Origin of the sequence: Acinetobacter qingfengensis, assembly GCF_008693185.1 — a bacterium.
GTDB lineage: Bacteria > Pseudomonadota > Gammaproteobacteria > Pseudomonadales > Moraxellaceae > Acinetobacter > Acinetobacter qingfengensis.
This window is the reverse complement of the sequence record NZ_VXKN01000002.1, coordinates 193,039-212,163: the sequence shown is the minus strand read 5'-3', so window position 1 is coordinate 212,163 and position 19,125 is coordinate 193,039. Positions and strand designations below refer to the sequence as shown.

The following is a 19,125-nucleotide window of genomic DNA, read 5'->3' as shown; positions in this document are numbered from 1 at the left end:
AAGAATTTGAGGAGTAATGAACATGACATTGATACAAGATTTAAACTTCGAAAAAGTTTGTAAATTTGAACAAATACAGCCAAATACAGGTGTTTGTGTGTTAGTTGACGGACAGCAAATTGCTGTGTTTAGGGTGGGTAAAGAGCGGCGTCTTTATGCACTTTCCAATCATGACCCATTTAGCGGTGCCAATGTAATGTCCAGAGGTATTTTGGGCGATATTCAAGGCGAACGAGTGATAGCATCACCAATTTATAAACAGCATTTTAGTCTGGCAACGGGTCGTTGTCTGGAAGATGCCAGCCAACATTTAAATGTTTATCCATGCAAAATTATTGATAATGATGTCTGGGTAAGTGCCCAGCCACAAAAAACCATTTTGACCAATATTGCCGCGCCACAAGCCAAGTATAAGCTGGTTCTGGTTGGGAATGGGTTGGCAGGTATGCGCTGTTTGGAGGATTTGCTGGATATGGCGCCGGATTTATATGAGATTACCGTTGTTGGGGAGGAGCCATGGGGAAATTATAACCGGATTATGCTATCGCCAGTTTTATCTGGTGAAAAAACCATTGAGCAAATTATGTTACATTCACCTGAATGGTATAAACAAAAAAATATTCGCTTCATTGGCGGTGACTTGGCTGTACATATTGATCGGCTTAACAAGAGCATTACAACACGGTCAGGTGCAAATGTGCCGTATGATCGGCTGATTCTAGCAACGGGTTCCCGACCTTTTATACCATCCATTCCCGGTGTGGATTTGCAAGGTGTTATTAGTTTTCGTGATATTAATGATGTCAATACAATGATTGAATATAGCCAGTCTGTACAAAATGCGATAGTCATTGGTGGTGGGTTATTGGGTCTGGAAGCTGCTTATGGATTAAAACAACGTGGTATGAATGTAACCGTGTTACATTTGGTTGATCATATTATGGATCGGCAATTAGATATTCAAGCCAGTCAGATGTTAAAACGAAGCATTGAACAAAAAGGTATTAAGGTGCTTACACGGGCATCAACACAACAGATTCTAGAGAAAAACGGTTGTGTTACAGGCGTTCGTCTGGCAGATGGTCAACAGCTTGATGCAGAATTGATTGTTTTTGCTGTTGGTATTCGCGCCAATATGACACTGGCACAAAATGCCGGATTACGTTGTAATCGAGGTATTGAAGTCAATGATACCATGCAAACTTATGATCCGAGTATTTATGCAGTTGGTGAATGTATTGAATATAAAGGCACAACATTTGGGTTGGTTGAACCTTTATGGGGGCAGGCTTTTATTTGTGCGTCACATCTCGCTCAACACGGCAGTTTAACTTTTAAAACTGTGCCGACACCGACCAAACTAAAGGTTAGTGGCATTGATGTATTTTCAGCAGGAAATATTCATCCTCAAACAGAACACGAAAATATTATTTTACTGGATGAAAAACGACAAATTTATAAACGACTAATTATTCAGAATCATCAGGTGACTGGTGCAGTTTTATTTGGTGATACCGATGATGGTGATTGGTATGCTGAATTAATCAGTGACCAGACCCCCATTCAGAATATTCGTAATAAATTACTTTATGGTCGGGATTTTGCGTTGAAACATGCAGGCTGAATATTTAGTTATTTTTTCAGATTGATGATTTATCTGTCTAATAAATACAAGGTTTAAAGATAATTTATATTGAGTAGGGTTTTGCCTGAAGCTTTTAATAATAAGGCTTCTGGTTGACGGTATAATTAACTCAAGTGAATACAACTTGGATTTTAGGTAGTTAAGGTTTGTGTTGGCATATTCTTTGCTTTTCTTATAGTAACGTTTGGCAATGAAGCCAAAAAAGAAATAACTTATATTTTTGTTAATGATGATCAGGCAAAGGCGCCTAAAGCTGAAATATGCTTTAGGCGCCTTTTTTATTTTTAAACTCCTGATGAAAGAGGAATATTTATGTCATATCTTGCACCCTCAGAATTTGCAGTAAAAGTAGTTGATGCCGGGGAGTCAAAGCTACACATGGCGACTCGTGATGTGTTGATTCGAGCGTATATGGCGGGCGCAATTTTAGCCATTGCAGCAGTAATGGCCGTCACAATAGGTATACAAACCGGTGTGCCATTAATTGGTGCATTATTATTTCCAGTAGGTTTTTGTATGTTGTATTTACTAGGATACGACTTATTAACCGGAGTATTTGTACTCACGCCATTGGCGTGGATTGATAAACGTCCTGGAGTGACATGGTCACGTATTCTAATTCATTGGGGTAAGGTATTTATTGGTAATTTTGCTGGCGCATTAACTGTAGCTGTGTTGATGGCGGCTGTTTATACCTATGGTTTTGCAGCAGAACCAAATGAAGTTGGACAGAAAATCGCTCACATTGGTGAAAATAGAACCATTGGTTATAAAGAATATGGCATTAATGGCTGGATTACCATATTTATTCGAGGCATGCTTTGCAACTGGATGGTTTCTTTAGGTGTAATCGGTGCGATGATGTCTACCTCTGTAAGTGGTAAATTTATTGCCATGTGGATGCCTGTAATGTTGTTCTTTGCTATGGGGTTTGAGCATTCGGTTGTTAATATGTTCCTGTTTCCATTTGCCATGATGATGGGCGGTGATTTTTCTATTATGGATTATTTTATCTGGAATGAATTACCTGTTGCTCTTGGAAATTTAATTGGCGGTTTGGCGTTAACTGGTTTGGCACTTTATACCACGCATGTACGTACAGCGCCAAAAAGTAAATTTTAAGATCAATCTATTTTGATACAGTGGTTCAGTAAAATCCTATTCATTTGATTTGCTGAACTTGTATGAATTGAGCATGAGTATAATCCTTTGCCATTAAACATTGAATTAGGTCAATATTCTGATCAAGGTAAAAAAAACAGCAACCAGGATTTTTATGGTGCGTTGATTCCTGATGGTAATACTATGCTAAATAAAGGGGCATGTTTTGCCATTGCAGATGGGATCAGTAGTAGTAATGTAAGTCATATTGCCAGTGAAACTGCGATTAGCAATTTTTTATTAGATTATTATTCAACACCGGATTCATGGCGAGTTAAAACCTCGGCCGAACGTGTCATTACAGCCTGTAATGCATGGCTATATGCACAAACCCAGCAAAGTCAAGGGCGATACGATAAAGATCGAGGGTATGTTTGTACTTTTAGTGCTTTAGTGGTTCAGGCAGATCAAGCACATATTTTTCATATTGGTGATGCAAGAATTTATCGTTTGCAGGCTGAGCAATTACAGCAGCTTAGTCGTGATCATAGAATTTGGTTGTCCTCACAGGAGAGCTACTTAAGTCGTGCTCTGGGTGTTGGTCAAAAGGTTGAGATTGATTATGAACAGATAAAAATTTATCAAGATGATCTGTTTATTTTGATGACAGATGGTGTTTATGAGTTTATTAATGACAATGATCTAAAAAAAATTTTATTACAACAGCATGATTTGAATGTTGCAGCCAAAATGATTGTCGAACATGCCAATCAGCAGGGTAGTCAGGATAATTTGACTATACAGCTTATTAGAATTAATCATATTACCGAGACTTCTACAACATTTATTGCAGATGATATGCAGTATACCTTTGCACCAATTCTAAGCATTGGGCAAGAATTTGAAGGTTATGTTATTCATGATGTGTTACACCATAATCACCGCAGTTGTGTTTATCTGGCAAGTGATCCAGCTACAAAACAGCAATTGGTGATCAAAACGCCTGCGATGGATATTCAGAAAAATCCAATTTTACTTGAACAATTTATGTTGGAAAGCTGGATTGCCAGACGCTTAAATCATCCATGTTTGATGCATGCGTACCCACATCATCGACCTAAAAATTATCTTTATCAGACGCTACAATATTTTCCAGGACAGACTTTACAGCAATGGTTAATATCACAAAAAAATCATATAGATCCTGATTTTATTATTTATTTAATTGAGCAGGTTGCCAAAGGTTTAAATGTCATGCACCGTATGGAAATGTTGCATCAGGATATTCGTCCAGAGAATATCCTGATTAATAATGCACAGCAGATTTGTATCATTGATTTTGGATCGACAGTTGTGCAGGGATTATTAGTGTTTAAGCCGCATGATCATCAGCAATTGCCACTAGGAACTTTGGCCTATATGGCGCCGGAATATTTTTTGAATGAAGCGGCAACGATACAATCCGATTTATATTCTCTTGCAGCAATGACTTATTATTTACTAAGTCGGCAACTTCCCTATGCAACAGATGTAGCCAAATGCAATTCAAAAAAACAACTTAAACAATTAAATTATCAAAGTATTTTAAAATATCGCCCGGATTTACCTGACTGGATGGATCTGGCATTAAGTAAGGCATTGGCATTGAACATGGATCAACGATATGATGCTTTATCAGAGTTCATTTATGATTTAAAACATCCCAATACACAATTGATGTCCAAAATAAAAAGACCTTTGATACAAAGAAATCCTGTCTTATTTTGGCAATCTGTTTCGGCATTATTATTTTGTACATTGTTAATTTTACTCAGTTGCAGATAAGAAGAAGGATATTTGCCGAAAGGACTTTAAAATCATACAACCATCCACAGTAAATAGAGTGTTAGTTTGTATAGAATCAATTTGGAAATCAATTATTCGATAGCAATAACCAATTAATATGTTAAGAAGGCGGTATTTTTCTGGGTTAATCAGAGAAATATCGCCTTCATAAAGCTAAATATGATTTAGAAAATATCGAACAGCTTATTTTTTATCTTCTTTGCTAAACGGCTTAAGCAAATGTTTTTCAAGATAATGAATATCCATGGCTGTTTCACAAAATTGCGGATCTTGAAGAATTACATTTTTGTGCAATGGGATATTGGTTTTAATCCCAGTCAGAACCATTTCATCCAATGCCTGATGCAAACGAGCAATCGCTGTTTTACGATCTTTCCCATGTGCAATAAGTTTTGCAATCATTGAATCGTAATATGGTGGAATACTGTAGCCCGCGTAGATATGTGAATCAATCCGTATACCTGCACCGCCCGGTACAAAATATTCTTTAATTTTACCCGCAGAAGGGATAAAACTTTGAGGATCTTCAGCATTGATACGACACTCAATGGCATGACCACGAATTTCAATATCTTCCTGCTGCAATTCTAATCCTAAACCTGATGCGATACGGATTTGCTGTTCAATAATATCAATTCCTGTGACCATTTCAGTCACTGGATGCTCAACCTGAACACGGGTATTCATTTCAATAAAGAAGAATTCGCCATCTTCGTATAGAAATTCAAATGTTCCTGCACCACGATATTGAATCATTTTACAGGCATTGACACAGGCTTCCAAAATATCTGCACGAGCTTGTTCAGGTAGATCAGGTGCTGGAGCTTCTTCCAATACTTTTTGATGGCGGCGTTGTAATGAGCAATCACGATCATATAAATGAATCGCATGTCCATCGCCATCAGCTAAAATCTGTACCTCAACATGACGTGGTTTTTGTAGGAAACGTTCCATATAGACCGTATCATCACCAAACCACATTTCTGCGTCACGTTGTGCAGCCTGAACAGATTCAAGTAGGGTATCCACACGTTCTACAATACGCATACCACGACCACCACCACCGGATGCAGCCTTAACAATCAATGGAAATCCAATTTTTTTGGCTTCTTCCAGTGCATTTTGTGGTGTTACAGCATGATCACATCCGGGAACAGTCGGTACGCCCGCTTTTTTCATTGCAACAATGGCGGATACTTTATTACCCATTAAACGAATGTGTTCTGGACGTGGGCCAATAAAAGTAAAACCTGAATTTTCTACTGTTTCTGCAAATTCAGCATTTTCAGAAAGAAAACCATATCCGGGATGGATCGCATCTGCGCCTGTAATTTCTGCCGCAGTAATCAACGCAGGAATATTTAAATAACTTTCACTGGTTGCACCTGGACCAATACATACTGCTTCGTCAACAAAACGTAAATGCATCAGGTCTTTATCAGCAGTGGAGTATACCCCTACTGTTTTTATGCCCAGTGATTTGCAAGCACGAGTAATGCGCAGGGCAATTTCACCTCGGTTTGCAATTAGAATTTTTTTTAACATAATGAGCAATCCTTCAGCTTAAGCACGATAGCGGAATAAAGGTTGCCCAAATTCAATGACATCGCCATTTTTAACTAAAATTTCTTCAATTACGCCGCTTTGCGTTGCTTCGATTGGATTCATGATTTTCATGGCTTCAATAATACCAAGCGTTTCACCAGCAGTCACAGTTTGTCCAATTTTAACAAATGGCGCTTCACCAGGGTTTGGCGCGGCATAAAATACGCCAACCATTGGTGCAGTTTCGACAGCACCACGTGAGGTTTTTACTTCAGGTGCTTTAGCGACAGGAGCGGCAACAGACACAGGAGCAGCCGCCGCAACAACTGGTGTAGGGCGTGTGATCGAAATGGCTTGATCGCCTTCCTTCACCTCTATTGCTTGCAGGTCAGACTCAATCATAAGATCAATGAGTTTTTTGATTTTACGGATATCCATAGTTGTTGATTTCCTTACGGCAATATTAGGTTGAAGATAAAATACGTTGTAGGGCAAAATCCAGTGCATATTCATAGCCAAGTGCGCCCAAACCACAAATTACGCCTACAGCCTTATCGGATAAATAGGAGCGATGACGGAATGTTTCCCGTGCATGAACATTGGAGAGATGGACTTCAATGAATGGAATTTGTACACCAAGTAGCGCATCACGTACACCTACTGAAGTATGTGTTAATGCAGCTGGATTGATGATAATAAATTCGATGCCTTGCTGGTATGCCTGATGGATTTGATCGATGATGGCACCTTCCCAATTGCTTTGAAAAGTTGTCAGTTCGACCTGTGCAGCATTTGCTTTCTGGATGAGTGTCGTGTTGATATCTGCTAAAGTCGTAGACCCGTAAACTTCTGGTTCACGTTGTCCTAAAAGATTCAGGTTGGGACCGTGAATCACTAAAATGCGAGTTTGCATAAAAACATCATTCCACAATTAACTTATTGCTGAATATATCAAGATCACGACAAATTTATCGCAAAATGCCAAATAATCTACGCAAGATAAGCAAAAAATAACATCTTCACAATGTTTAAAACTATCAAATTTTATGAGAAATTCTGAGAATCTTGTTAGCATCTATTTTTTAGCATTACAGTGAAATTTAGCAGTTTTGCCATATCCAAGTATCATTTTTTCTTGGATAAAGTTAGTTCCAAAATACAATGATTTTGATATAACAAGCTGATTTATAGGCAATTAGGAGGTTTGGGAAGTCCTGCAAGCCGGTTCAAATGTCGTGCAACCAAGCCAGTGTTAAATTTTTGCATTAGTAATTGATTGCTAATTTCTGGATTGACCATTTTGCTTAAATACTTGATTAATGGACGTGTTGCTGGTGCATAACCATATTCTGTATAGAAGTTTCGTAGTGCATTTAATACGCTAAAATGCCAGTCGGTAAGTTGTAACTCCAGATTATTTGCCAGTTGTTGTGCTGCTTCTGGTGACCATTGTTGATAATCTACCAAATGCCCATCCTGATCGAGTTCAAGCGTTAACATCAATATATCCTATTTCCATGTAATGACTTTTTTTGCATGTGCAATAAAATCCGCCAGCTCATCATAATCGATATATCGAACTGTGGATTCGATTGGTGTAGAAAGCAAATGTGCATCTGAACTGAGTATGGCAATGTTTTTAAATGCAGCAATTTTTGGATGATTCAGAGCAAATACGGCATCCTCTATGAGAACAATTTGAGCTGTATGCTCAGCAATTGCAGTTAACTCATCTAGCATTTTTGTAATTCTATGGTAATTGCACTGTAGGATGAAAAGTTGATCAAAATTTTGCATGGTATTTACCAAGTAATGATATGATCAAATTGCTGTATAAAATCAGCAGAAAGATCAATGAACTGAAGCTGAATATGGGTATTTTTAACCAGTGGATGAGTTTTATCTATATTTAATACATAGAAATTTTCAATATCATAAAACTCAAAACTTTCCACCATTTTTGCAGTTGGTTTTATAAATTGTTTCAGTTTTTCATCAATAACATTTGCAGGATTGAGTAGACTTAGGGCAGCATCCTTAAATAGTATATGAATGTTGATATTAAAACTGGCGAAAAGCATTAGTGCAGCAATGCTTTCATTCACATTAAGCTGACTCTGGTCATTCTGGGTCAAAATAATAAGTACAGTTTTCACACAATATTCCATTGCAAAGCACTTTGATTTGGGTGCATATTAAAATTGGATGATATGTCGTGCAGAACTTATAGCATCTGCCAGTGTTCCTAGACCGGTAAGTGTAAATCCTTCTGCAAGATTATCATGATGTAATTGGTGGCGTGTGGCATTCTCCTGATCGGTAATTCCTCTGGATAATGCGGCACTGACACAAACAGGTAGGGGAATGTGTAAGTTTTGCCATTCCTGAGTTAGACTAATTTCATCTTCAGCACGCCACAAGTATTGGTTGGCGATACTCACAGCATCCTGATAGAAAAATACGCAAAAAGATTGTTGCTTTTTTTGCATGGCCTGAGCCAGCCTGAGGGCGTGATAGGCTAGACGTGAGTGAGGAGATGCCGTAACAAGGAGCAAAGTTGATTGCATTGAGTTACTCTACTACATATACATACAATGATCAGATAAATAAACGTAAGAATTTAACTCGCAGCATGAGGAATAACGAATGATTTTAGTGACAGGTGGTTTAGGTTATCTCGGTAGTCATATCGCACTGGATTTAATGTCCAGAGGACACGAGGTCGTATTGGTGGATAATTTGTCACAATCCTCGATGCCCATGCTTGAGCGATTAGAGTATAACACGAATTTATATATTCCTTTTATTCGTATGGATGTTCGTAATACACCTGTTTTGCAAAAAGTATTTGAACAATATCCTATTGATTACGTTATTCATACTGCCGGATTTAAAAGTGTGAATGAGTCGGTATTACGTCCACTGGATTATTATAATAACAATCAGGGATGTTTGATGAGTGTACTTAGAGCCATGCAGCGTAGTGGTGTAAAGCGACTGGTTAATTTATCTTCGGCAATGGTCTATGGGCAAAGTGGTGAGAAATTTAAAGAAGATGATGAATTTCATGTCAAGCATCAAAATCCTTATGTTCGTGCGCAACAGCAAAATGAACAGATTCTGCATGACGTTTTTCGTGCGGATGATTATTGGCAAATTAGCAATCTTCGATTAAGTAATGTTGTTGGAGCATATACAGACAGCAAAATCGGTGAATGGGTCGCGCCATTACCTAAATCCGTACTTCTAAATATTTTACAGGTTGCTGCACAGCAGCGAGATATTTTTGAGCTATATCATCAGGATCTCGATACGCAGGATGGCAGTTCGGAACGTGATTTTATTCATGTGATGGATGTGGTAAATGCAGTTTACAAATTGATGATCTGGTCGAACAATCAGCAAAATTTTTTAGAAAACTTTAATCTTGGCTCGAGTCAACTAACCAGTATCCTACAGCTTATTCAGCAAGTCGAAACCGTTACAAAAGCAAATATCACACAACAACCTTATCCAGAAATTACAGAAGAATTTGCACAGGTTGGTATTAATATTGAAAAAATTCAGCAAACAATAGATTGGAAACCTGAACAGGATTTAGCTCAGGCAATTACTGATCAATGGAATTTTTATCAAAAAAGTTTGGGACTTGTTGATCATTGATCAATAAATTCTTAATGAAAATGTCAATAAACCTTAAATTAAATGCGATATTTTAAATGGTAATCACTCGCATTATTGCATAAATTCTGCGAAGATACCGTCTAGCCAGCCATACCGGTTCAGTATGTTGCTAGCCAGAATTCAAGCAACAACATCCGATGGAGAGAATGAAATGCCAACACGTATTGAACATGACACGATGGGTGAAATTGAAGTGCCCACTGAAGCACTTTGGGGCGCTCAGACACAACGAAGTTTGCAAAACTTTAAAATTGGTCAGGAGCGTTTGCCAAGAGCCATGATCCGTGCAATGGGATTGGTAAAAAAGGCTGCAGCAATCACCAATGCGTCTTTACAACAAATCCCTCAGGAGATTGCTGAGTCAATTGTTGGTGCAGCAGATGAAGTGATCGTTGGGCGCTGGGATAGCCAGTTTCCTCTTGTGGTTTGGCAGACAGGTTCTGGTACGCAAAGTAACATGAACTGTAATGAAGTCATTGCAAATATTGCCAATCAAAAACTTGGGCAACCATTAGGTGGACAAAAACCGGTTCATCCAAATGACCATGTCAATCGTGCGCAATCTACCAATGATTCTTTCCCAACAGCGATCCATGTTGCTGCTGCTATTCAAATTAATGAATTACTTATTCCGGCGGTCAAAAAACTCCGTAATACTTTGTCCGATAAATCTGAAGCCTTTAAAGACATTGTCAAAATTGGTCGTACCCACTTACAGGATGCAACGCCTTTAACACTTGGTCAGGAATTTAGTGGCTATGTCAGCCAGTTGGATCACGGTCTAAAACGCTTGGATCAGGCCTTACAGGGTTTATATGAATTACCTCTGGGTGGAACTGCTGTAGGTACAGGTTTAAACGCCCATCCTGAATATGCAGAACAAGCTGCTGAAAAATTGTCAGAATTAACAGGTTTACCTTTTGTGACTGCGCCAAACAAATTTGAAGCACTTGCCGGACGTGATGCAGCAGTATTTGCATCGGGTGCTTTAAAAACTGTTGCAGCCAGCCTGAATAAGATTGCCAATGATATCCGTTGGTTGGCCAGTGGTCCGCGTTGTGGATTGGGCGAGTTACGTATTCCAGAAAATGAACCAGGTTCGAGTATTATGCCGGGTAAAGTTAATCCAACTCAATCTGAAGCCATGACCATGGTAGTTGCACAAGTATTGGGAAATGATACGACAATTAATATCGCTGGGGCTTCTGGTAATTTTGAACTCAATGTCTTTATGCCCGTTATAGCATTTAACCTATTGCAGTCTATTCAATTATTGGGTGATGCAACCAATAGCTTTAATGAAAATTGTGCAGTTGGAATTGAGCCAAATCAGGAAAAAATTGACTACTTCCTACATAATTCTCTAATGTTGGTTACGGCATTAAATCCTGTAATTGGCTATGAAAATGCAGCAAAAGTCGCTAAAACTGCCTATAAGGAAAATAAATCCTTAAAACAGGTTGCTGTAGAGTTGGGATTGGTTACCGCTGAGCAGTTTGATCAGGTGGTACAGCCTGCAAAAATGGTGTTTCCAAATCAATAATATTTTTTAAAAATTATTTTAGATTGAAATGAAGGACGTTTTGAAACGTCCTTCATTTTTTAGATTGTTAGAAAAAACATGCAATAGACGTTATTGCTCATCTCGTTTAAATACCAGCTCTTGAGTGTTGGAGTTTTCCTTATCAAAATAATAACCATCTAGATTAAATGCCTTGAGTTGCTCAATCTGGTTAAGTTGATTTTGGATAATAAAACGTGACATTAACCCCCGAGCTTTTTTGGCGTAAAAGCTAATGACTTTATATTTGCCATTTTTTTGATCGAGAAAAACAGGTTTAATGATGTTGGCAGATAATTTACTTTCAGTAATCGCTTTATAATATTCATCTGAAGCCAGATTAATTAACACATCATCATTTTGTTGCTGCATATCCTGTTTGAGTAAAGTTGTAATGGTATCTTGCCAAAATTGGTAAAGATCATGTCCATATTGATTATTTAGTTTCGTGCCCATTTCCAATCGATAAGGCAACATTAAATCCAGTGGTCGTAATAAACCATATAAACCAGACAGGATTCGTAGATGTTTTTGAGCAAATTCAATATCTTCATGGCTTAGGCTTTCAACATCAAGCCCGGTATACACATCACCTTTAAATGCGAAAATGGCTTGCCGTGCCTGTGGTAAATCAAAATCTGCTTGCCAGTCCCGAAAGCGTTCAACATTGAGTTGTGCTAGTTTATCACTGATTTTCATTAGGTTAGCCAGTTGGCTTACAGAAAGCTGTTGGCAATGCTTAATGAGTTCAGTTGAATGCTTCAACAACCGAGGCTGAGTATGTTGATCGGTGATCAGTTCGGATTGGTAATCGAGCGTTTTCGCTGGAGAAATCACAATAAACATAAGACAGAATGATTGATATTTAAAATATCTACACTGTAACAAAACTGTTTTTTTATGCCAAGCAGTGATTTGTAGTCTCGAAAAATTGTTAGAATGGCTCTAACAGTGAAAGGTGAAATATGACAGAACAAATTTTTATTCAGGGAGCAGCAGGAGCGATAGAAATTTTTGAAGATCGTCCTGAACACATCAAAGCAATTGCTGTAGTTACTCATCCGCATCCGTTAATGGGTGGTAATCCACAACATAAAATTCCGCAATTGATTGCAGATATTTTGGTGCAAAAAGGATGTTTAGTCTGGCGTCCAAGTTTCCGTGGAATGGGGCAATCAGCAGGGGAACATGATCAAGGTCATGGAGAAAGTATTGATATTGCTCATATAAGTCAGGTGTTGCAAAAGTGCTATCCAGACCTTCCTTTTTATGGTGGTGGTTTTTCCTTTGGCTCGCATGTCTGGGCCAAAGCGTATCATTTACTCGAAGCAACACAGCGTCCGAAACAACTGGTATTGGCAGGTTTACCCTGTGGTTTTGTCCGTGGCGCTGTCAATTATCAAACTCCTGAAATTGATGATGATATTTTTCTGATTCATGGCGAACAGGATGATATTACACCATTAAGCGATACTATTAACTGGGCCAAACCACAACGTCATCCGATTACGATCATGCCGGGTGCCAATCATTTTTTTACAGGTTATCTAAAGCCATTACGTATGGTGATTGAGCGCTATTATTTGATTGAATCAAATTAAATTGCGTTTTATATTTTTTGTAAATAAAAAAAGGAAAAGATATTCATCTCGTCGTTTTTCTAACTTTAATAAATTATATTTAATTAAGATATGGGATTTAATTTTATAATTAAATCCTTTCTTATATTAAATTATGTGGAAATAATATTTTTATTAAAAATACGAGGTGGGAATTAAATATTATATATTTAAAAAGTTATTTTGATGAAAATATCTACATTTTTTAGACATTAGTCTAAATTGTGTGGTTAAAAGTTTATTTTACATTAGAAAATATCAAATATATTGAGGTCAGTATTAATTACTGAGAACTCAGTATTAGGACAAATAGGATTTAAATATATTAATCCTCAGCACAAGGAAGAAAACATGCTTATGATACTCGGTATTGGCATGATCATGACATTTATGTATTTGATTATGTCCAAAAGGATGAGTGCCCTGATTGCCTTAATTACTATTCCATTCTTATTTTCAATCATTGCTTGGGCATTAGGTTTTCATTTTGACAGTTTAAGTCATATTGAACTAAATGCACTGGGTCAAACCATGCTTGATGGTATTAAGAAGCTGGCACCTACTGGTGTGATGCTTTTATTTGCCATCATGTACTTTGCCATCATGATTGATTCCGGGTTATTCGATCCTTCCGTGAAATGGATTTTACGTAAAGTAAAAGGGGATCCATTAAAGATTACTATTGGTACAGTTTTTTTAACGTTGGTGGTCTCACTTGATGGTGATGGATCAACAACGTATATGATTTGTGTGGCGGCAATGATGCCGTTGTATAAACGTATCGGTATGAATCCGTTGGTAATGACTTGTTTAATGTTGCTCAGTAGTGGTGTGATGAATCTGACGCCTTGGGGGGGACCGACTGCACGTGCTGCAAGTGCTTTACAAGTAGATGCCAGTGATGTTTTTTTACCAATGGTTCCATCTATGTTGGTGGCTATTGGCTGGTTATTTTTTCTGGCCTTTTTATATGGTCGCTATGAACGTAAACGCTTAGGTGTTATTGATCTGGATGTTAGTCATGGCGATAATATTACGATTTCCAAGGATCCTGAAGCGCAACGTCCACATTTACGTTGGTTTAATGGCATTTTAACCATTGTTTTGATGGCATCTTTAGTGAAAGGTATTTTGCCTATGCCTATTTTATTTATGCTGGGCTTTTGTATTGCGATGTTGGTAAATTATCCCAACCTGGATATGCAGAAAAAACGTATTGCAACACACGCAGACAGTGTCTTGGCAGTTGTTGGTGTTATCTTTGCTGCCGGCGTTTTTACGGGTATTTTATCGGGTACAGGTATGGTTGAAGCCATGTCGAAGGGTTTTGTATCGATTATTCCTGAAAGCATGGGGCCATATATGGCGCCAATTACTGCTGTGTTAAGTTTGCCATTAACCTTTTTTATGTCGAATGACGCATTTTATTTTGGTGTATTGCCTATTTTGGCAGAAGCTGCAACGCATTATGGAATCCAGCCTGTAGAGATTGCACGGGCATCAATTGTAGGGCAACCTGTGCATCTTTTGTCGCCTTTAGTGCCATCAACTTATTTGCTGTGTGGTTTGGCCGCAGTTGAATTTGCAGATCATCAGAAATTCACCCTGAAATGGGCATGTATTACCTGTGGCGTATTAGCCAGTAGTGCATTAATCTTTGGTGTTTTTCCTTTGATGAGTATGATTTAAACTTCTAAAACATCCAGTTAAAAATCCTGCAAGGTAAATCTTTGGCAGGATTTTTAATCTGTAAATAAGAACAAGTGTTAAATCTAGAAATGGCAAATGGATGTGTTACGGGTTAAATCAGGCCCCCAAGTACGGTAACCCTGAGTATCAATATGGATTTGTCCTGATGCATAAACTCCCAGCCCCATATTCAGACTTTGCCCATAATCACGCCAGAAATTACACAGTTTGATTTTGGTATCTTCGATGATTAACAGATCTTCAGTGCTTGGTGTGCCTTCAGGCCCTAGACGAAAATCAATCGCAGCATTATAGACATGCTTGGACCGAGGTGCGCCACCTGCACAAATATTTAAAGAATAATCCCGATAAACCGAGGTAACTTCAAAATCTCTGAGAACATTACTGTCGACCATAAATTTCAGAATTTTGATGGTCGCCAGAGAATTTGACCATAACTCTGCGGAGGGTACGGCATAAGGTGTACTATTACATTTTTGCCAGTCGCGTGCACTACGCAATAATTGATACATGGGCACAACGCCATCGACTTTATTGTCTTTTAGAAATTGCTCATATCGTGCAACACGTTGTTGATTATTATCTTGATTTAACCACACAATGTAATCTGCTGGTGGCTGCTTCAGCCAGTATTTAGCACTGGGTGCTGTTGTAGCTTGCTGTTGAATAATGATGCGTTTAGGCTGTGATGCAGGTAAATGACGGTCATCCAGTGTTGTCGTGGTACAACCGGCAAGGCCAAGTGTAAAAAAACTTATAGAGAGAATTTGCGGTAAACTTTTAATAATCATCGTGAAATAGTCATCGTAGCAAACATACGGGATTAAGCTGTAATGTTATATTGTAAGGGTTTTTTATGCAGTAAACAAAATTGCTTTGCAAGGAATTGTATGGGCTTGGTGGTGGTGACGTAAAAAAATTTGTCTGAATCGATTTTTTTGTTTATAGAGATTTTTGATAAAGATAAAAAGTGCAATCAAAATTGCACCTTTTGGATGTCCGAATGCCGATTAATACTGATAATTAGCGTTCTAGATATTGTAGTTTATCAGGTTTACCGTTCCATTCTTCACGATCTTCTGGTTGATCGCCAATTTGCGTGATGTTGTTTCCAGCCCATTTTTCCGATAATTCCGCATTGATTTCGATAAAAACTTCCTGACCTTCCGGTAATTCATCTTCCGAAAAAATGGCGTTTGCCGGACATTCCGGTTCACATAATGCACAGTCGATACATTCATCTGGATTAATGACCAAGAAGTTTGGACCTTCGTAGAAACAATCTACAGGACAGACTTCAACACAGTCTTGATATTTACATTTAATACAGTTCTCAGTAACAACAAAGGTCATGGCGACAGCTACCTAAAATGAGTTTAGAAAAATTTCGCTTATTCTAAGAAAAAAAACAGCAAAGTACCAATCTCTTTTATTGATATAGTTTATAAAAACTATGTAAAAGCATTAGAAATTCTTCTAAAGAAGAATGACTATCAATTTTAGGTGTCAATAGATAGGTTTAATGCTGCTTTTTTAAGATTTGTTCAGGATAAATACCGCTTTAATTCATATAATTTTTCCAATGCTTGTCTTGGTGTGAGGTCATCCAGATTCATATCGGCGAGTTGTTGTTCAACAATTGACGGTTTTTCAATTTCAATAACTTTTTCAATGGTGTTTACAGATTGAGGTAAAGTTGTTTCCTCATCAGATTTTGTTGATAAATGATCAAATAAATCAGCTTGTGGATTTTGAGTAATATGTTGTTGCTGTTCTAGTAAGGCCAGTTTTTTTTGTGCTGTCTTAATGACATTTAATGGAATACCTGCCAATTTAGCCACTTGTAAACCATGACTTTTGCTGGCAGGTCCATTTTGGACCTTATGTAATAAAACCAGTTGTCCATTTAGCTCTTTGGCAACAACATGATAGTTATCAATAAAATTTTCATTACCTAATTCGGTAAGCTCAAAATAATGTGTGGCAAACATGCATAGACATTTGATACGTTTGGCAAGATCAAGTACGCAAGCCCAAGCCAGAGATAGGCCATCATAAGTACTGGTTCCTCGTCCTACTTCATCCATTAATACCAGTGACTGGCTGGTGGCATGATGTAGAATTTGTGCTGTTTCAGTCATTTCCACCATAAAGGTTGATTTTCCTGAAGATAGATCATCTGCAGACCCAATTCGGGTAAAGATACGATCAATACTACTGATTTTTGCCGATTTTGCCGGAACGAAACTACCACAATGTGCAAGTAAAGTAATTAATGCAGTTTGCCGCATGTAGGTCGATTTACCGCCCATATTTGGGCCGGTGATAATAGCCAGACGGTGCTGGTGGTCAAGATGGGTATCATTGGCTGCATAGGGTGTTTTGATAAGTGCTTCCACAACAGGATGGCGACCGGCTTGAATATGAATTCCTGCTTCAAGCTGAAACTCCGGACGACACCACTGTCGAATACGTGCCTGATTGGCCCAGTTACAATATACGTCAAGTTCTGCAATTGCTCGGCTCATGGTTTGTAAAGCCAAAATATCCTGTCTTAATTCCTCCAATAACATCTCGTAGAGTAGCTTTTCTCGTTGTAATGCTCGGGATTCACTGGATAAAACTTTATCTTCAAAGGATTTTAACTCTGGTGTAATGTAGCGTTCAGCATTTTTTAGGGTCTGTCTACGTATGAAATGTGCCGGAGCTTGTTCAGCCTGAGCACGAGTGAGTTCGATATAATAACCACTGACACGGTTGTAACCGATTTTCAGGGTAGGGATACCGGATGTTTCACGTTCACGAATTTCCAGATCTACCAGAAATTGTCCGGCATGATCACGAATTTGCCTTAATTCATCCAGTTCAGGATCAAATCCTTCCGCAATGACACCACCTTCACGTAAAAGTACTGGCGGCATGTCTACGACAGCTGTATTTAGACGATTATAAATATATTGAAATTGCCCAAGTTCAGTGGCAATTTTTTGTAGGGCAACATCTTGATTACCTAGAGCTGTTTTTAGTGCATGATGTAAAAAAGGTAATTGACCACAAGCTTGACGTAACTGTACTAAATCACGTGGACGTGCAGTTCCCAAAGCAATACGTGATAAAACCCGTTCAATATCGCCAATTTCTTTCAGAACTAAACGAACGGGTTCTTCATGAAATCCTTGCAATAATGTTTGCACTGCATTTAAGCGATGTTCTAGTTGCGCAGTATCGCGGATGGGTTGGGTTAAATGTCTGCCCAGTAAACGTGCGCCCATTGCTGTTTTACAATCATTCAGCAAATGAAATAATGATGTACCGTGTTCGAATAGCGGTTCAATAATTTCCAGATTACGGCGAGTGGTTGGATCCAGTGCGATAAAGTATTCGGGTTGCTCAACTTTAATGCTGGTAAGATGAGGCAAAGCAGATTTTTGAGTTTCTCTCGCATAGTGAATTAATGCTGCGGCAGAAGCCTGTGCAAGTTCTAACTCATCCAGACCAAATCCGGCCAGTGATTTTATACAAAATTGATCACACAAGGTTTTGTAAGCATTTTTCAGATTGAAATCTACGTTTGGACGGGTCGTGACTGGGCAATCAATTGATTGTTTAATGAAGTCAATAATATTTTTATCGACCAGATCTTCATCAATAATAAGTTCATTTGGGCTAATACGCGCCATTTCTAGTCCAATCTGATCGGGCTTATATTCTTGTTGTTGCACGCGAAATAAACCTGCACTGAGATCAAGAATAGCAATTCCCATTTGGTTTTGTTTAATGGTTAATGCGACTAGATTAATATTTTGTGTGCTACTTAATAAAGCATCATCTGTAAGGGTTCCAGGCGTAAGAATACGTACGACTTTTCTTTCTACAGGGCCCTTACCAGTCACCTCACCAACCTGTTCACAGATTGCAACAGTTTCACCAGCTTTTACCAGTCTAGCTAAATAACCTTCAGCAGAATGATAAGGAACGCCCGCCATTGGAATCGGTTCACCGTTGGATTTGCCTCGATGAGTCAGAGTAATACCCAGAATTCTAACGGCTCGATGTGCATCATCAAAAAATAGTTCGTAAAAATCACCCATACGATAAAAGAGTAAGGCATGTTGATGTTGTGCCTTGACTTCAAGATATTGACGCATCATAGGGGTATGAGATGAAATATCTGTATTAATTTTATTATTATTCACTGGTGTTAAATCCTTTAAATTTAATATCTTTTATAAAAACAAGCATAAACATCGATCCAAGAGAGTAAGGCTAAATCTGAACTAATCAAGAACAAAAAATTAGGTCTTTTAAGTTTAAACCAGTAATCATTGCTTTATCAATATTGAAGAAATGAACAGCATCATAAGAAAAAAGCAAATAAAGCAGGTTTTTGTCTTACAGAGTGTATGATTTTTTGA

Annotated in this window: 18 protein-coding genes; 7 read left to right on the top strand and 11 right to left on the bottom strand. The window is 38.2% G+C overall.

Annotated elements, in window-relative coordinates; all coding sequences use genetic code 11:
- The first annotated feature begins 22 nt into the window (after positions 1-22).
- From nirD to F4V57_RS03470, 3 genes are all read left to right on the top strand, one after another.
- Positions 23-1,624 carry a nitrite reductase small subunit NirD gene (gene nirD, locus F4V57_RS03480; RefSeq protein ID WP_070069669.1) on the top strand — a complete coding sequence of 534 codons (1,602 nt, stop codon included), beginning with the start codon at positions 23-25 and terminating at the stop codon, positions 1,622-1,624.
- A 333-nt stretch (positions 1,625-1,957) separates the two neighbouring features.
- Positions 1,958-2,767 carry a formate/nitrite transporter family protein gene (locus F4V57_RS03475; protein WP_070069668.1) on the top strand — a complete coding sequence of 270 codons (810 nt, stop codon included), beginning with the start codon at positions 1,958-1,960 and terminating at the stop codon, positions 2,765-2,767.
- An 87-nt stretch (positions 2,768-2,854) separates the two neighbouring features.
- Positions 2,855-4,570 carry a bifunctional protein-serine/threonine kinase/phosphatase gene (locus F4V57_RS03470; RefSeq protein ID WP_070069667.1) on the top strand — a complete coding sequence of 572 codons (1,716 nt, stop codon included), beginning with the start codon at positions 2,855-2,857 and terminating at the stop codon, positions 4,568-4,570.
- A gap of 204 nt (positions 4,571-4,774) precedes the next feature.
- On the opposite strand, the gene accC is transcribed toward F4V57_RS03470, so the two are convergent.
- The 7 genes from accC to tusD all read right to left on the bottom strand — a co-directional run bounded on the left by accC (position 4,775) and on the right by tusD (position 8,703).
- The gene (accC, locus tag F4V57_RS03465; RefSeq protein WP_070069666.1) at positions 4,775-6,136 is read right to left on the bottom strand and encodes an acetyl-CoA carboxylase biotin carboxylase subunit; all 1,362 of its coding nucleotides are present in this window, start codon (positions 6,134-6,136) and stop codon (positions 4,775-4,777) included.
- Positions 6,137-6,154: 18 nt separating this feature from the next.
- Positions 6,155-6,574: an acetyl-CoA carboxylase biotin carboxyl carrier protein gene (accB, locus tag F4V57_RS03460; protein ID WP_070069665.1), complete on the bottom strand. Its 420-nt coding sequence runs from the start codon at positions 6,572-6,574 to the stop codon at positions 6,155-6,157.
- 25 nt (positions 6,575-6,599) lie between these two features.
- Complete coding sequence (aroQ, locus tag F4V57_RS03455; protein WP_070069664.1) at positions 6,600-7,049, bottom strand: type II 3-dehydroquinate dehydratase; 450 nt, start codon at positions 7,047-7,049, stop codon at positions 6,600-6,602.
- Positions 7,050-7,321: 272 nt separating this feature from the next.
- Complete coding sequence (locus tag F4V57_RS03450) at positions 7,322-7,636, bottom strand: TusE/DsrC/DsvC family sulfur relay protein (protein ID WP_070069663.1); 315 nt, start codon at positions 7,634-7,636, stop codon at positions 7,322-7,324.
- 9 nt (positions 7,637-7,645) lie between these two features.
- A complete protein-coding gene (locus tag F4V57_RS03445; RefSeq protein WP_141729224.1) occupies positions 7,646-7,876 on the bottom strand; it encodes a hypothetical protein in 231 nt (76 codons plus the stop codon).
- 62 nt (positions 7,877-7,938) lie between these two features.
- Entirely contained in the window at positions 7,939-8,292 is a 354-nt protein-coding gene (locus tag F4V57_RS03440; RefSeq protein ID WP_070069661.1) for a hypothetical protein, read from the bottom strand.
- Between the two features lie 39 nt (positions 8,293-8,331).
- Positions 8,332-8,703: a sulfurtransferase complex subunit TusD gene (gene tusD, locus F4V57_RS03435; RefSeq protein WP_070069660.1), complete on the bottom strand. Its 372-nt coding sequence runs from the start codon at positions 8,701-8,703 to the stop codon at positions 8,332-8,334.
- Positions 8,704-8,782: 79 nt separating this feature from the next.
- Here tusD and F4V57_RS03430 point away from each other — a divergent pair, with 79 nt between their 5' ends.
- Positions 8,783-9,799: an SDR family NAD(P)-dependent oxidoreductase gene (locus tag F4V57_RS03430; protein WP_070069659.1), complete on the top strand. Its 1,017-nt coding sequence runs from the start codon at positions 8,783-8,785 to the stop codon at positions 9,797-9,799.
- A gap of 172 nt (positions 9,800-9,971) precedes the next feature.
- The gene (fumC, locus tag F4V57_RS03425; protein WP_070069658.1) at positions 9,972-11,363 is read left to right on the top strand and encodes a class II fumarate hydratase; all 1,392 of its coding nucleotides are present in this window, start codon (positions 9,972-9,974) and stop codon (positions 11,361-11,363) included.
- Positions 11,364-11,453: 90 nt separating this feature from the next.
- Here fumC and yaaA read toward each other — a convergent pair whose 3' ends face one another.
- Positions 11,454-12,227, bottom strand: a complete 774-nt coding sequence (gene yaaA / locus F4V57_RS03420; RefSeq protein WP_070069657.1) for a peroxide stress protein YaaA — start codon at positions 12,225-12,227, stop codon at positions 11,454-11,456.
- Between the two features lie 119 nt (positions 12,228-12,346).
- Here yaaA and F4V57_RS03415 point away from each other — a divergent pair, with 119 nt between their 5' ends.
- Positions 12,347-12,982, top strand: a complete 636-nt coding sequence (locus tag F4V57_RS03415) for an alpha/beta hydrolase (protein ID WP_070069656.1) — start codon at positions 12,347-12,349, stop codon at positions 12,980-12,982.
- Positions 12,983-13,351: 369 nt separating this feature from the next.
- Complete coding sequence (locus F4V57_RS03410) at positions 13,352-14,689, top strand: CitMHS family transporter (RefSeq protein WP_070070389.1); 1,338 nt, start codon at positions 13,352-13,354, stop codon at positions 14,687-14,689.
- Between the two features lie 83 nt (positions 14,690-14,772).
- Here the strand turns inward: F4V57_RS03410 and F4V57_RS03405 are convergent, their stop codons facing one another.
- From F4V57_RS03405 to mutS, 3 genes are all read right to left on the bottom strand, one after another.
- On the bottom strand, positions 14,773-15,501 hold the full coding sequence (locus F4V57_RS03405) for a D-Ala-D-Ala carboxypeptidase family metallohydrolase (protein WP_070070388.1): 729 nt from the start codon (positions 15,499-15,501) through the stop codon (positions 14,773-14,775).
- A gap of 232 nt (positions 15,502-15,733) precedes the next feature.
- On the bottom strand, positions 15,734-16,063 hold the full coding sequence (gene fdxA, locus F4V57_RS03400) for a ferredoxin FdxA (RefSeq protein ID WP_070070387.1): 330 nt from the start codon (positions 16,061-16,063) through the stop codon (positions 15,734-15,736).
- A 191-nt stretch (positions 16,064-16,254) separates the two neighbouring features.
- On the bottom strand, positions 16,255-18,861 hold the full coding sequence (gene mutS / locus F4V57_RS03395) for a DNA mismatch repair protein MutS (RefSeq protein WP_406564528.1): 2,607 nt from the start codon (positions 18,859-18,861) through the stop codon (positions 16,255-16,257).
- Positions 18,862-19,125: the final 264 nt, after the last annotated feature.